This is a genomic window from Colwellia sp. 12G3, from assembly GCF_002836775.1.
In the GTDB taxonomy this organism is placed as follows: domain Bacteria; phylum Pseudomonadota; class Gammaproteobacteria; order Enterobacterales; family Alteromonadaceae; genus Colwellia.
On sequence record NZ_PJAQ01000066.1, the window covers coordinates 253457 to 268528 of the forward strand.

Annotated in this window: 12 protein-coding genes and 1 pseudogene; 7 read left to right on the forward strand and 6 right to left on the reverse strand. The window is 38.0% G+C overall.

What is annotated here, in order from left to right:
- The first annotated feature begins 12 nt into the window (after positions 1–12).
- Together CXF71_RS15440 and CXF71_RS15445 are read left to right on the forward strand one after the other, a co-directional pair.
- Positions 13–1194, forward strand: coding sequence for an iron-containing alcohol dehydrogenase (locus CXF71_RS15440; protein ID WP_101233840.1), 1182 nt, complete (start codon positions 13–15; stop codon positions 1192–1194).
- Positions 1195–1346: 152 nt separating this feature from the next.
- On the forward strand, positions 1347–2390 hold the full coding sequence (locus CXF71_RS15445; RefSeq protein ID WP_101233841.1) for an NADP-dependent oxidoreductase: 1044 nt from the start codon (positions 1347–1349) through the stop codon (positions 2388–2390).
- Between the two features lie 101 nt (positions 2391–2491).
- On the opposite strand, the gene CXF71_RS15450 is transcribed toward CXF71_RS15445, so the two are convergent.
- Positions 2492–3928 (reverse strand): aminotransferase-like domain-containing protein, encoded by a 1437-nt coding sequence (locus tag CXF71_RS15450; RefSeq protein ID WP_101233842.1) that lies wholly within the window; start codon positions 3926–3928, stop codon positions 2492–2494.
- A gap of 198 nt (positions 3929–4126) precedes the next feature.
- Between CXF71_RS15450 and CXF71_RS15455 the strand changes: the two genes are divergently transcribed.
- Positions 4127–5029 carry an EamA family transporter gene (locus CXF71_RS15455; RefSeq protein ID WP_101233843.1) on the forward strand — a complete coding sequence of 301 codons (903 nt, stop codon included), beginning with the start codon at positions 4127–4129 and terminating at the stop codon, positions 5027–5029.
- An 84-nt stretch (positions 5030–5113) separates the two neighbouring features.
- Entirely contained in the window at positions 5114–6193 is a 1080-nt protein-coding gene (locus CXF71_RS15460) for a metalloprotease (RefSeq protein ID WP_101233844.1), read from the forward strand.
- Positions 6194–6305: 112 nt separating this feature from the next.
- On the opposite strand, the gene CXF71_RS15465 is transcribed toward CXF71_RS15460, so the two are convergent.
- The 3 genes from CXF71_RS15465 to CXF71_RS15475 form a co-directional block, all read right to left on the reverse strand.
- Positions 6306–8030, reverse strand: a complete 1725-nt coding sequence (locus CXF71_RS15465; RefSeq protein ID WP_101233845.1) for a PhoX family protein — start codon at positions 8028–8030, stop codon at positions 6306–6308.
- Between the two features lie 628 nt (positions 8031–8658).
- Entirely contained in the window at positions 8659–9066 is a 408-nt protein-coding gene (locus tag CXF71_RS15470; RefSeq protein ID WP_101233846.1) for a PaaI family thioesterase, read from the reverse strand.
- Positions 9067–9291: 225 nt separating this feature from the next.
- On the reverse strand, positions 9292–9522 hold the full coding sequence (locus CXF71_RS15475) for a hypothetical protein (RefSeq protein ID WP_101233847.1): 231 nt from the start codon (positions 9520–9522) through the stop codon (positions 9292–9294).
- A gap of 70 nt (positions 9523–9592) precedes the next feature.
- Here CXF71_RS15475 and CXF71_RS15480 point away from each other — a divergent pair.
- A pseudogene (locus tag CXF71_RS15480) lies at positions 9593–10153 on the forward strand (tyrosine-type recombinase/integrase).
- A gap of 316 nt (positions 10154–10469) precedes the next feature.
- Complete coding sequence (locus CXF71_RS15485) at positions 10470–10931, forward strand: flavodoxin family protein (protein ID WP_101233848.1); 462 nt, start codon at positions 10470–10472, stop codon at positions 10929–10931.
- 210 nt (positions 10932–11141) lie between these two features.
- Here CXF71_RS15485 and CXF71_RS15490 read toward each other — a convergent pair whose 3' ends face one another.
- Together CXF71_RS15490 and CXF71_RS15495 are read right to left on the reverse strand one after the other, a co-directional pair.
- Positions 11142–12458: a M56 family metallopeptidase gene (locus CXF71_RS15490; protein ID WP_101233849.1), complete on the reverse strand. Its 1317-nt coding sequence runs from the start codon at positions 12456–12458 to the stop codon at positions 11142–11144.
- Positions 12459–12833 (reverse strand): BlaI/MecI/CopY family transcriptional regulator, encoded by a 375-nt coding sequence (locus CXF71_RS15495; RefSeq protein WP_101233850.1) that lies wholly within the window; start codon positions 12831–12833, stop codon positions 12459–12461.
- 334 nt (positions 12834–13167) lie between these two features.
- On the opposite strand from CXF71_RS15495, the gene CXF71_RS15500 reads away from it, so the two are divergent.
- Positions 13168–14814 carry a hypothetical protein gene (locus CXF71_RS15500; RefSeq protein WP_101233851.1) on the forward strand — a complete coding sequence of 549 codons (1647 nt, stop codon included), beginning with the start codon at positions 13168–13170 and terminating at the stop codon, positions 14812–14814.
- Positions 14815–15072: the final 258 nt, after the last annotated feature.

Consider the following 15072-nt stretch of genomic DNA (forward strand, 5'->3'; position numbering starts at 1 on the left):
ACAGGACTAAATATGTTAAATTTTAATTTTCAAAACCCTACCAAGATTAATTTTGGTGAGGGGCAAATTAAAGTCATTTCAAAAGAAATCCCTTTAGACGCACGAGTATTATTGGTTTATGGCGGCGGTTCAATTAAAGGTAATGGCGTGTATCAACAAGTGAGTGATGCCCTTACTGAACATACTTGGTTTGAATTTTCAGGTATTGAACCAAATCCAACCTATGACACTTTGATGAAAGCGCAAGAAATAATTAAACGCGAGAATATTGATTATATACTCGCTGTTGGTGGTGGTTCAGTTGTTGATGGCGCTAAATTTATTGCCGCAGCTGCACTTTACCAAGGTAATAGTGAAGATAGTGATGCAGTAAGTGACCCTTGGGATATTCTTGCTAAAAACAAACCGGTATTAAAAGCGTTACCTATAGGCGCGGTATTAACATTACCTGCTACTGGCTCTGAAAGTAATGGTAACTCTGTCGTGACACGAGATGGCAATAAACTCCCTTTTAATAGTCCTTTGGTTTGTCCATTATTTGCTGTATTGGACCCGACTGTGACCTTGTCATTATCGGATCGTCAAATCAGTAATGGCGTCGTTGATGCCTTTATTCATACCATCGAGCAGTATTTAACTTACAGCGTCAATGGCAAAGTGCAAGACCGTTTCAGTGAAGGTTTATTACAAACTTTGATTGAAGAAGGGCCTAAAGCGTTAGCCCCAGACACTAAAGAAAACTTAGACGTTAGAGCTAATATTATGTGGTCAGCAACCATGGCGTTAAATGGTCTTATCGGCGCAGGCGTACCCCAAGATTGGTCAACGCATATGATAGGCCATGAACTAACGGGCGCTTTTGGTATTGATCACGCACGTACCTTATCTATTGTATTACCTGCGGTAATGAAAGTTCGTAAAGAGCAAAAACGTGAAAAATTACTACAATATGCGACACGTGTTTGGCAGATAACTGATGGTGATGACAATGCACGTATTGACCAAGCGATCCGTTTAACTGAAGAGTTCTTCGAAAGAATGCAAGTACCAACACGTTTATCCCATGTGGATCTTGGTAGCAAAGATATCGACTTACTGATTGAACGATTAGATCAACATGGTATGACGGCATTGGGCGAACATGACGATATTACTTTAGACATAAGCCGTGAGATCTTAACTCAAGCATTGTAATCATTAATCATAATTAAGACCGGCATAAGTGGCGTGTGCATTATTTTCGAATGCATTATTTTAAAAGGTTCACACGCAGACTTTTTAATATCTCTTAATACTATCGCTTTGCACTACCTTTTTACATTAGCTCTTTCTTAATAGGAATGAACATGACTCAAACAACTGATATAAATCGTCAAATGGTTTTGGCATCAAGACCTTTTGGCGCGCCAACGGCTGAAAACTTTAACCTGGTTAATAGCGAAAAACCAACACCTAAAGCCGGTGAAGTATTACTTCGCACTGTTTTTCTTTCACTTGACCCTTATATGCGCGGGCGGATGAATGATGCTAAATCTTATGCTGATCCTGTTGGATTAAACGAAGTCATGGTTGGTGGTAGTGTTTGTCGAGTAGAAGAGTCAAACCATAGCGATTATAGTAAAGGCGATTGGGTTGTTGCTTTTGGTGGCTGGCAAGATTACAGCGTTATCAATGGCAGTGAATTACTCAAACTTGATAACAACATGGCTAACCCATCGCATGCGTTAGGCGTATTAGGTATGCCAGGGCTAACTGCATATATGGGATTACTTGATATTGGTCAGCCAAAAGCGGGCGAAACGGTAGTGGTTGCTGCGGCAACTGGCGCTGTTGGTAGCTTAGTTGGTCAAATAGCCAAACTAAAAGGCTGTAAAGTGATAGGCATTGCCGGTGGCGATACCAAATGTAACTATGCGGTTGAAACCTTAGGTTTTGATTATTGCCTTGATCATAAAAGTGAAAATTTAGCAGAGCAATTAGCGGCGGTTTGTCCATCAGGCATAGATGTTTATTTTGAAAACGTTGGCGGTAAAGTGTTTGACGCTGTGATGCCATTATTAAATAGCTGTGCTCGTGTACCGTTATGTGGACTTATTTCTCAGTACAATGCCACCGAATTACCAAGCGGTCCTGATAGATTGTCTTTACTCATGGGCACCTTATTAGTTATGCGCATCAAAATGCAGGGCTTCATTGTTTTTGACGATTATGGCCATCGTTATAACGAATTTAGCGAGCAAATGGTGAAATGGTTAATGGCTGGCGAGATAAAGTACAAAGAACATAGAGTGGAAGGGCTCGAAAATACGGTAAGTGCTTTTATCGGCTTATTAAAAGGTGAAAACTTCGGTAAGTTAGTTGTGCGTGTTGGGCCAGATAACATCGCGTAAAGTGCTTTCAAATACTAAGAGCAGCCGTCAACTTGATGATTGTTCTTAGTTTTTGTGCTTGTGTTAATAGTCGAGCTTCAATCCAAGCCTAAACACTATTTTTAGCTGGCCAGCTTTATCAATTCCATCAACTTGTTAAGTTGCTTATCTACTTCTTCTTGATTGCCTTTATCCTTATCATTAGCCTCAGTTATGGTAAAACCGGTATTTAGCCTAAAATAGTCTTGATACAAATTACGGGTACTAAATTGCTCGCCAATACGTATATCAATATTCACTTTATTAGCTAGCTCAAGTAGTTTACGGCCATTTAAATTTGGTACTTGAATCCATAAAACAAAACCGCCAGAAGGTGAGCTAATTTTACTGGCAACGGGTAAGTTTTTTGTTAAGTAATTCTGATAACTTAAAGTATGTTGCTGTATTGCGATACGCAATTTTTTGAGATGTTTAGCATAATCACCATTACTAATAAAATCAGCGAGGGCGAGTTGCACCGGCGAAGAAACACCTTGATTACAGTACTGACGCTTTTGTAAATATTGCGCAGCAAAGCGACCTGGCCAGCACCAACCTAATCGATAACCCGCGGCGATTGTTTTTGAAACAGAGCCACACCATAAAATGTAGCCGTGTTTATCCCAATGTTTTGCCGGTAATGGCATAACTTTACTGTGCGCTAATTCAATATAAACATCATCTTCTATGATCGGAATTTTGTAAGTCTCCGCTAGTTTAACTAAGTGCTGCTTTTGCAATGCGGTCATAGAAATACCTTGGGGATTCATATGAGAAGTGCAAAACAAGCCGGCTTTAATCTGTTTACTTTTCATATGTTGTTCAAGCTGAACAAGATCAATACCTTGCTCTGTTGACGGAATTTCGACAACTTTACGGCCCAGTGCCGCCAACATGTCTAATAGACCATTAAAACAAGGCGAGCTTATGGCGATAGCATCGCCAATGTCAGTGCATATTTCTATCGCGGTTCGAATGGCATCCATACAACCATTAGTGATCAACAGTTCATCGCTGGGTATATGAAAGTCATAACTTTTAAAGTGAGTGCTGAGTGACTCTCTCAGTATTTTTTCTCCCTGCACATCCGGATAAAAACTAATATTGTTACCTTGTCGTTTAAGAGCACGACGAAAACTGTGCTGTAATTTATCTAGTGGGATAAAGTCTGCAGAGATACGAGCAACTCCCAAAGGACCTACTATTGCCTTATTAACCGAATTATTATGTTGCGCGTAATTATCGACAGCAGGTAATTTTGGCGCTGTCATGATGCTTTGAAAAGCAATGAGTTCGGGTTTTTCATTAACCATTCGTTGCCCGCAAACGAAATAGCCTGATTGTGGCTTAGCAAGGATCCAACCTAAGGATTCAAGATGTTGGTAACAGTTAAGTGCCGTGGTCATACTGATTAAGTGCTGTTGCCGAAATTTTCTTAATGAGGGCATACGGCTATTTTGCACCAGTTTTCCACTGCTGATATCTGCGATACACCTTTGGGCGAGGTCAATATATCTCATCGTTTTCTTTCACCTTCTCAATGCAGACGAAAGCGATAATGGTTACTTCAGTCTGTCACTTTCTTAAGTTTTGACAATAAACAAAATGAAATTGTACTCTTTTTTATTTCTTTAATTGTATCTGTTCTCTTTCTGACTTTCATCAATAATAGTTGTTATTGAACCAACGTTTAAAAAAACGAATTATAAGGATGGATAATGAACAATAAGGATCTACTACTGGCTATTTTTGTGATGATAGTTTGGGGACTGAATTTTTCAGTGATCAAACTTGGCGTCAGCGAAATTGATCCTCTGTTACTCACAGCATTACGTTTCACTTTTGCTGTCATTCCCACGATATTTTTTGTTAAACGACCGCAGGTAAAATGGCGGTATTTAGTGGCTTATGGATTAACGTTTGCTATTGGTGTTTGGGGCATGGGGAGTTGGTCAATTCAAGCAGGGCTTTCTGCCGGAATGGCCTCGGTATTAATGCAGATGAATGTTGTTATCAGTTTATTAGTGGGTTATTTTTTACTTAAAGAAACGGTTACTTCTATGAGAGTGGTTGGCAGTATTATTGCCATTTCTGGTTTGCTTTTAAGTGTATCGGTAACCGATGGCTCAGTGACAATGTTAGGGTTACTGCTAATTATACTCGCTTCTTTGTCTTGGAGCATTACCAGTCTGATTGTCAAAAAAGCAGGTACAAAAGAGGTTTTTGCGTTTAGCATTTGGGGTATGTTGTTTGCACCGATACCTTTATTTAGCCTCGCTTATTTACAAAGTGATCATCAGCAATTACTGTCATTAAATTTACTGATGAATAGTTCAGTTATTTTCTCTGTATTATTTCAAGCCTATCCGGTTACCCTGTTTGGTTATTGGGTCTGGAATCGCCTATTAGTAAAATACCCCTTAAGTACTGTTGCACCCTTATCATTATTGGTGCCTATTTTTGGTTTATTAGGTAGTGCCATTTTTTACCAAGAGCAGATAGGACTGGTGAAAGCGATAGCTTGTTTATTGGTTATTGCCGGACTGATGATTGGTTTGATCAAAACGGCACAGCTGAAAACTTACTTACAGCAATATAAATCAGTGATAAACCCAAACTAAAAATACGATAAACCTTGCCGCACCAGTAAATATAGTGATAATCGGGCAAGGTTTATTTTTGTTGAATTAGGTTAAGTTAATTAAGTGCAATTATTAGAAATAGAATGTTTAGGCAAAACGCTACGGTTAGAAGGTTCAATGGCAGGATGGCAGCAACTCTTTTGGGATGATCAATGTGTCTCGCAAATTAGTGCTAATGCCGACAGTGAATCATTTTTACATCAATTCTCTCTGCAAAATGAGCAGGGCGAGTTGCATGTAGAACTGAATGGTTCATTGCAATGGCAGCCTTTTGAGCTGCAATTCAAACTTTTAGTTAATAATGAGCTGTTGCATGAAAATAGCCTCAATGAAAAAGACATAGAGCAACGTCAAATAGGCGAGCACGAAAAACAACCGATGAAGTTTAGCTTCATCGGTATGGCTGGTTTAGGCTTAAAGTTATTAAAAAGTGCCAAGGTCATTAAAGTATTATTTGCTGCGGGTAGTTTGGCGGCTTATAGCTGGTTATTTTCTATTGAATTTGCCATCGCATTGATCCTTTGTTTGGTTTTTCATGAGTATGGTCATATTAAGGCGATGAAATACTTTGGTTTAAAAACTAAAGGTATATATCTCATTCCTTTTGTTGGTGGTTTAGCCCTTAGCGATGACAAAATTAATACTCGCTGGCAAGATATTGTTATTTCTATCATGGGACCATTTTTCGGCTTGATACTATCTCTCGCCTGTTTAGTGGGCTATTGGCTGACTGATATAGAAATACTGGCCGGACTTGCAGTATTTAATGCGCTGCTCAACTTATTTAATATGTTACCGGTATTACCTTTAGATGGTGGTCACGTACTTAAAAGCATCGCTTTTTCAATCAACTCTAAAGTAGGCTTAGTCGCTTGTGTATTGGGTGCTGCGTTAGGTGTTTATATTAGTTATCACTTTGGTTTAGCGTTATTAGGATTTTTACTAGCTATTGGTAGCATTGAAATATTCTTTGAATATAAACGCCGACATTTAAGTGATTTATTACCGCTCAACCGCTATGCGCAAATCGTCTCGGTCTTGTGGTACGTGCTGACGGTAGGTGGTTTAAGTGCCATAATCTGGTTTGTTGGCCAAACGGGCAATGGTGCTTTGTCACTGCCACTTAAAATATTGGCTAGTTAGTGTTATTTATATCGCACTGAGCTATTAGTCACTTGCTCGAACTTAAAATAAAGCCCAGAGATTCTGGGCTTTATTTTATTCAACGCTTAATCTTGTATTCTAATACTAAGAATTATTCACCTTTAGGGTTATAAATCCACATTGTATTATTAATATGTTTACTGGTATCTTCACCAATTAAAACACGACCATCATCCATAACCGCTAAGTTATCAGGGTTAGATATAGCATTTACATCACATTTGTTGCCATTTTCGTCGCCGTCTGCATTATAAGCACCACCGACAACGACTGGCTCCATACGGTTAACGTTGAAGTCTGTTTGCACACCAAAACGATAAACTGCGCCACAATATGCCGATGAATCAAGCTGAATATCACCCTCGCTATCAACCATGCCTTTACCTACAGAAGACATAGCAACATACATAAAGGGTACTGCACCACTTGCGACGCCATCGTAATTAATTACCACACCTTCCATTTTACGAAACTCAGTGGTAGCGCCTTTTGCTTTAGCTGCACGTAGTGTTTCTAAAAAAGCGTAACGATCATCACCAGTGCCATTAGTTGCCCAATCATCTATTTCTGTTTGAGTTATATAGCTAGTTTCACCTTCAATATAATCTGTTTCGGTAATGCCATTATATGAATTTATCCATGTTTTGATCTGGGTATTGTTACTGCTGCCTAATTCAATCCATTGGATGTTGAAACCCGCTTTAGCTGGGTCACTGGTAGCATCTTGAGTTAATTTAGCCGCATATAAAGTGCCTGCACTTAAATCACCTGCGTTGGTTGCTACAAATTTATAAAACGCTTTGTTTGACCCATCGTCGGTAGTGTAAACCGTTTTCCAATCAGGCATTACTACCGAATTTTCATGAGCAACGCGGCCTAAAGTGAAATGTTTCACTGGTGTTGGGCTGGTTGATGTTGGGTTTGTTACTTCAACAATATAACCATAATCATAAGGGTTAGGTAAGGTAGAACTTGCTAAGTAGGTTTGTAAATTCTTAACATCAGGATAGCTAGGGTAACCGTCAAGATATGCAGTATTATTCCATTGTGCGGTATTTTCAGCTTCGTAATTTTCTTCTGACGTTAAGGGAGTGTTCCAAGGTGATAAGGTGCCAAAACAATTAATTATCGTGCCTAATACCGCTGAGAAATCAACATTAATGGCATCACCTATAGTCCAACTGCCACTGTCTTCTTTCGTTAATTCTATACGGCTCATCGCACCAGGGCGATCTTCCCAAGCAGTGAATAAAAACCCGGTATCTCCATTGGCAGAGGTCGGTACAAAAGCATTAAAATCAGGATCTTGAGATTGCTTAATTTTAGTTGTTTGATCAGCAGTACTGATCGAGCCTAAACCATGTGGTAATTGATTGTTGAGTGTATCTCCAGCTTGCCCCAGTACTTGATAGTTTCCTGCCACTACGCGCACAGCAAGTTTTTCTGCATCTGTTGACGGAGCTGGTAAGTCTTCAGTCTTAGGATCAAGTGTACTCCAGTCAAAACCTGTTACTACGCCTACTTGCGCTGGCGTTTCGTTACCTGACAAGTCAGAAGGATGTTGAACATTAAAGAAAAGTTCATCATTGTCGGTTAAAAACATACCGGTAATTTCGGCACCTACAGGCACGGTAGCTACGCGTGTTAATTTCGCTGCGGGCTTTAGGTTTTCTCCGTTAGTACCATTGGTACCATCTACGCCACTAGCGCCGTTTGTACCATTTACACCGTCATCTCCACCACATGCCGTTAGCATTGAAGAGCCGAGTATCATCGCTATAACAGCGGCAATTTTTCTTTTTTTTATATTCAGCATTGTCTTTCCTAGGGTTATTTGTAAAAACGCTACTAAGTTAAAGTGAATATGTGACAATTACATGAATGCTTTTTGACGTAATTGTTAAGGAAATATGAAGCGGGTCTGTGCAGGTGTACTAAAAAATGAGAATTGCGTCACTATGTCAGAACAATGATCATCAACGGTAACTACGCATAATGTTTGATACTACCAATCACTGAATGAGATTGGCTTCTAATGATCACTTATGCCACGGAGCGGAATAAAATGGGGTTAAAGATCGTAAGGAGCAATGTGCCCTTTTCGGGCATAGAAACTTATGGGTAAAAGTTTTTTAGGCTCTAAACTCTATAGCGTAATCGCCCCCATTGTGAGTTAGAGCTAACCGTTACTTTTGCCACAGGTTGTGTGAAAACGCTCAGAATAAAATTTTGATGCGACGTTACCTGAATTAATCGCTGATTTTACCTTAAACGTACGACAGAATTTAATCTAAGGAGGCTTTTTCCGTTGATATTATCCAATTACGCAAGTTCGAAATAGTTTTTACACAGGCTGGCCACAGAACAGACCTTAGGTAACTAGAGACAAACAATGCTTCGGATTAGATTTTGTATCAGAATCCGACTTTAAGGCCTTGTTAGCTTTAGTTTGATTTAGGTATTGAATATGTTCCAACGACATGCGCTACAGCTTTTTCATCACCTTCGGAATATAAAGAAACCTCACCAACAACCAGTGATTTCCCTATTTTTAGTAAAGTACATTTACCAATAATATCTTTTGTTGATGAGGGCTTCCTCATAAAATTAATCGTCAGACTCGTTGTTACTGCAAGTGAAACTATTCCTATTTCACCTAAAATAGCCACATATAAAGCACAATCAGCAACAGTCATTAAAACTGGTCCAGATACTGTACCTCCTGGTCTTAATTCATCAAACCCTATTGTATGTCTCACTGTTGCTGACTGCTCTCCAACGGCTTCAACAATGCACTTAGCCTGAGGAAAGTCAGCCCTCATGAACTCTTCAATCTCTTTCTTAGTTGCCAAGGTAGTTCTCCAAAAAAGCTAACGCCCAAACAAGGGCTTATAAATATAATTATCGCAAGCAATTCAGTTTCTTAAGTGGTGGCCCACTTGGTGCTTGTTATTATTTGCAGCACATGTGTAGCAAGTTGAATTGCACATTGATTGTTTTAAATAATATCATTAAAACGTCGCCAAATGCCACTTTGTTAGCGTTACGTTAACGTAAACAATACGCACAAAGAACCACTAATGAATTTCACCATCAGGCTCGATATTAAGTAAATTTCTTTCGTCCTTGGCTATGAACCCGTCCTTAATTTTTTGTCTTGCTATTGTTTCGCCCAATTTGGATTTTAAATCTTCCCACTCGTCTGCAAACCCTTCAATAAAGCCATCAACAAACAACTCAAGCTCTTTATCAGTATATGGTGTCTTACGGTCATTAGCAGGGTTCATCCAGTCAGGTTCATCGGTCATGGGATCTCCAACATTTAATTTTATCAAGATAGTTTCATAATTATAGTTCACTTAAAAAAGCAGTGAAATTATGCATGACATTGTACTTTATCAACCAAAACCTAGCTGGAATAAAGGACAGCTTGTGGGTCAAAAACTTCCCCTTAAACTTGAGGAAGTTTGGTCTATTAGAACCAGACTTGATTTAGCAGATAACCTTCGTGAATTAACAATGTTTAATTTAGCCCTAGACAGTAAATTTAGAGCATGTGACTTTATTAAACTTAAAGTGTCGGATATCGCGCATGGAAAAAAAATTCAATGACTTCGTTCCAGTGATTATTTATTCGGAAGTAGAGTAAAAGATGATTTCCATTTAACGACTCGGCAATACGCAAGAATAGTCAAATAGTGGATCGCTAGTATTGGCTTGGATGTAACATCATACGGCACTCATGCTATGAGACGCACTAAAGTTACCTTGATCTATAAAAAAACCAAAAACCTGAGAGCAGTTCAGATTTTGCTTGGTCATACAAAAATAGAGAGTACCGTTCGTTATCTTGCTATAGAAGTAGATGACGCACTTGAACTATCGGAAAATATAAATCACAAACAACTCAGGAATTATGGACGTTTCCTGCCACACTGAAGACATTAGCACTTGATAATTTTCTGTAACATTTGTTGTAATTTTTGTTCTACAGCGGACTGACTGAACAACCACATTACGCTAGAGGTTTCCTGATAGCGGACGTTCACCATAGATAAAAAATATGTTTCTTGATGATAATTTTTTACCAATATACCGTTAAGTCTGAACGAGAAAAAAGCCACCACAGCGGTCATTCGTCATCAAACTGTTAATGCTAACTTTGTGGCTAAATTGACTATGTCACTATAAACGGACTAAGCTTCGATGAACCTTTATTTCCAAAGGGGCTTTTTAAGTCAAAGTGAGTTGAACAATGAAAACACTTTTAATTGTAGCGCATGCTCCTTCAGAAAATACGCAATTAATGGTTGAAGCGATCTTGAAAGGTGCGCAGCATCCTGATATTGAACAGGTTAAAACAAGCTGGATACCGCCTTTAGAAACTACACCTGAGGATGTATTAGCATGTGATGCGATAATTTTGGGGACGACTGAAAATCTCGGTTATATGAGTGGAGCTTTGAAAGATTTTTTTGATCGCTGCTATTACCCTTGTCTGGAAGTAAAGCAGGGATTGCCTTGTGCGTTATATGTTCGTGCTGGGAATGATGGAACTGGTACTTGTCGGGCAGTCGAATCGATCTGTACAGGTTTGCGTTGGAATTGGATTCGACCACCATTAGTGTGCCGTGGTGGCTGGCAATCAACGTTTCTTGACCAATGTGAAGAACTCGGTATGACAATGGCTGCCGGACTTGATGTTGGAATTTATTAATTCGCCTTTTACATTGCAGGAGTCATAGGTGTCATAGCATCACCCAACCCGATTGAACATCACCATGACTGACTCCTGAGCCACCACAGCGGTCATCGCGATTTTAAATTATTCCGACAAAGCAACCCATTTACAGAGACAAGAAAGCCGTCTCAAAAGAACGGCTTTGCTATTAATTAACAGAGAAATACAATTATTGCTATTGCGTATTTAATTTCTTGAGCTTGGGTTTTTTGCTTTTAATGGTGTAGCTTTAATCAGGTAAGCATATTTACTAACCTGTGGATTATCAATCTCAATGGTTGCTTCTTTACCATAATCTACAGTTAACCTTGGCTTAGAGACTATTTTTTCATCTGAATGCATTGATTCAATTAATTCATATTCTAGAAAGGCAGACTCACCTAAATCTTTTGCTGTAAAATTGATAATGAAACCTTCTGGGAAATCTTGTTCTCCAATTTTGATCATGGCCTTTTCATCAAAGTTGACCCAAAGAGTCATTTGAGAATGATAAGTATCTTGCTTATCGCTTTTTCTCTTACTGGTTATGATTACATCAAAATCGACTAAAGCCCCAAGTTGTTTTTGGCCAATTTTAGTCTGTTGAGATATTTCACTGTTTGTTGCAGTAGCAAGTGTATTCCATGACATTGTTGTTACTGTAGTAAATGCAATCAATGTGTATGTTAGTTTTTTTCTGAACGTCATTTTTCTTTTCTCCTTGAGTAGTTTGATCCTTGCGATATTGTTTTTGTTATTTGAAGTCGCGGTGCATACAAGGCTACTTGATTTATCATGATGTTTTAAGAGCATTAAAGATGCTAAGCCCTCGATGTAATCACTATGTCCATATCCCTTACTAGTACTTTCGTCACATCTTGCTTCAATAAAAAACCGATTAGTATTAATTAATTTTCGAACAAGAGGATTCCACCAAAATAGGCATTCGGCCATTTCGAGTAACACTAACCTTAAATTATCTTTATTAACTAAATGTTGCTTTTCATGAGCAATAATTAGCTCTAAATGTTTAGGGTCAGTGATTAATTTTGAAATGATTATTACAGGATTAAATATGCCTAATAACAGGCCACTTGATACTTTATTTACTGAATAAATAGGTAATTGATACTTTGAGCTAAGCTCACTTATAAGTGTTAAAGACGAATCATTTTTAACTTGATTGTTCCACTTAACAAACCTTATTATTCTATTGATTAAAAGAAATATTCCAATACTCATCAATGCCCATAAGCCCCTCTTGAGCCATAATTCAATATCAAAATAAAGATTTTTCTCAATACTTACTATGCTTGCAGAACTTATTTGTGAAAAGGCTATTACAACTGGCTCTATTAAAATTTCTTTTGGTATCAGTTCAGCTATATAAGGATATGGGATAAACCACGATATTATAGCCAGTGACGATAAATAGTAGTTGGCATTGCTGGTGCCTTTACCATATTTGACAAGAATCAGCACTATAAGAGAAATAGCGGTACTTATGTATAAGTAGTTTTCCATTTACTTAAAATCCTTTTTTCTTTCTTTCAGAACTGATTCTAAGTATTCAATATCTTCTAGATTGAGTTCTTCTTGTTCTAAAATATGTGCAGCTAAAGGACGACTTTTACCCAAAAAGACTCTATCTATGAAATCTTTAATTAATGGCGTTCTAACACTTTTTTTCTCATGAATAGGAGAGTAATAAATTGTTCTTCCTTGAGTTCGGCATCGTTTAATAGATTGTTTTTTTTCTAACCGATCTATTATCGTTTTAACCGTTGAATATTTAGCTTCTCGCCTTTGCTCTATTATCTTATGAATTTGAGGGGCGGTTGCCTCATTCAATTCCCAAAATAACTGCATAACTTCAAGCTCGAAATTTGATAATGACATTTATCTTCCTTTAATGACCAATCTCTACGTTTGTAGATATAGTAGCTCTACATTTGTAGATAAGGCAAGAGAAAATAGATCTTTTTGTAACCTTGATTGTAGTTAGGTCTAAAATGTTCTGATTATTTGTGACGTTATTACTGCTTTTATTACTGCTGTTATTATTCGATTTTCCCCAACAATAATAAATTATTTCACATGTCCGCCTACATAATTTATCAAGCTAGATAATCCATGCTCGAAATTTTAGAAGATCGACAGATCTTCAAATAACTGTAATAAATGTCGCGTATAACATGTCGCATATATATTAATGAAGCGGTTAGAAAATCTCATGAAAAATTACCTGTTAATTTTTAGTGCACTAGTGTTCGTTATCTTTATTGGCTTTGCAGGAGCATCTAATAGTGAAAAAATAAATAGCGAGTTATTACCTAGTGTGGCGACAAGCCAAATTATTATACCCACAGCTAATGGTAGTTTTAATGAAGAGGCACCTATTCCTTCGCAGTGTTATACCAAAACAGAAGGCACTAATAATCCCTGTTATACCTGTCATCAAACGTATAATTCCTCTAAAAATGACAAATACCGCACGAACTTACGCAATGACGGCGTTAATCAAGGGCTTTATAATTTTTCAGATGAAGGTGAAACTAATAGTTGGAAAAACTTATTTGTTAACCGCCAACCATGGATAAAAAAAATATCGGATAAGCAAATAGCACAGTATGTCGATCAAGATAATTACAGTGAGTTAGCTAAAAAACTGACTGCGACTGATTGGCAGGGGTTTATTCCTGATTTGAAAGATTACCACCTAGCAAGTGAAGCGTTTAATGATAAAGGCATAGCAAAAGATGGCTCTGCGTGGGTCGCTTTTAATTACAAACCATTCCCAGGTACATTTTGGCCCACAAATGGCGCAACAGATGACGTATTGATTAGATTATCGCCAGAGTTCAGACAATTAAATGGTCAGTATAATGAAAATATATATTTAATTAATCTGTCGTTGATTGAAATGAGTATTAAGGAATTGACGGAAATAGATATCTTCTCTGCGGATGAAAATATAATAAAACGCGATTTAAATGGTGATGGGAAATTTACCGCGAATGTCGACTTATTATCCACACAGGAATATTTTGTTGGTGATGCTCATCAAATAGAAATCCCTCGTCAGCAGTACCCAGTGCAAACAGAAATCATGCATTCTGTTCGCTACGTTGGCGTTAACGGCGAAGGAAATACTTACATTCCTAAGCGCATGAAAGAATTGCGTTATATGACCAAAACTCAATTACTCAATGATTCAGCAATTGATAGTGCCTATCGACGAGAACGTAAAGAGAAACTTGATGAACAGTTGCCTAGTTATATACGGGTGAAAGACCGTGGTTTTAATAATAAATTTGGTTGGCTTATTCAAGGTTATATTGAGGACTACAATGGTGAATTAAGACCTCAATCTTACGAAGAAACATTTTTTTGTATGGGATGTCATTCTGCAATAGGGACAACGATTGATCAAACATTTGCCTTCCCACGAAAAATAACGGGCAGGGCAGGTTGGGGTTATATTAATTTGAAAGGCATGAAAGATGCACCATCGAAAGGCCAGCAAGAAGGTGAGATTTTACAATATCTGCAGGTAAATGGTGGCGGTAATGAGTTTCGTGAAAATATGGAAATGTTCAACAAATGGTATAAAGCTGATGGCTCTGTGGATAAAGAAAAAGTAAAAAAGGCCGATGTTTTTGAACTAATCACACCGTCAAAGCAGCGTGCTTATGCCATGAATAAAGCGTATACCCAAATTGTTAGGACGCAGAGCTTTATTCACGGACGTGATGTCAATATTACCCCAGCAAAGAATGTCCATAAAAAAATAGATGAATCAGTTGCACCACTAAAACCTGAGCACCGAGTAGAAGGTTGGGACCTTCGCTTAGACTGGTCAGCTAAGCCGGAAAATTAATTTTAGTCAGTAAGAGGAATTAGCTATATCACACCTTCAGTCAGCGCTTGATTATTCAAGCGCTGACTGAACGCTATTAACTATTGAGTTATTGTTTATATCCATTAATTTATTAGACTATTTTGTAATAAAAAGCCTTTTTAATACGTTCTCTACTGATAATTTCCCTGCGCCAAATAGCACAGGTAATATTAACTCTCCAGCAGTGCCTAAATAGCTAGCTAGTTCAAAGGGGATAAACGGCACGCTGTATTCTTC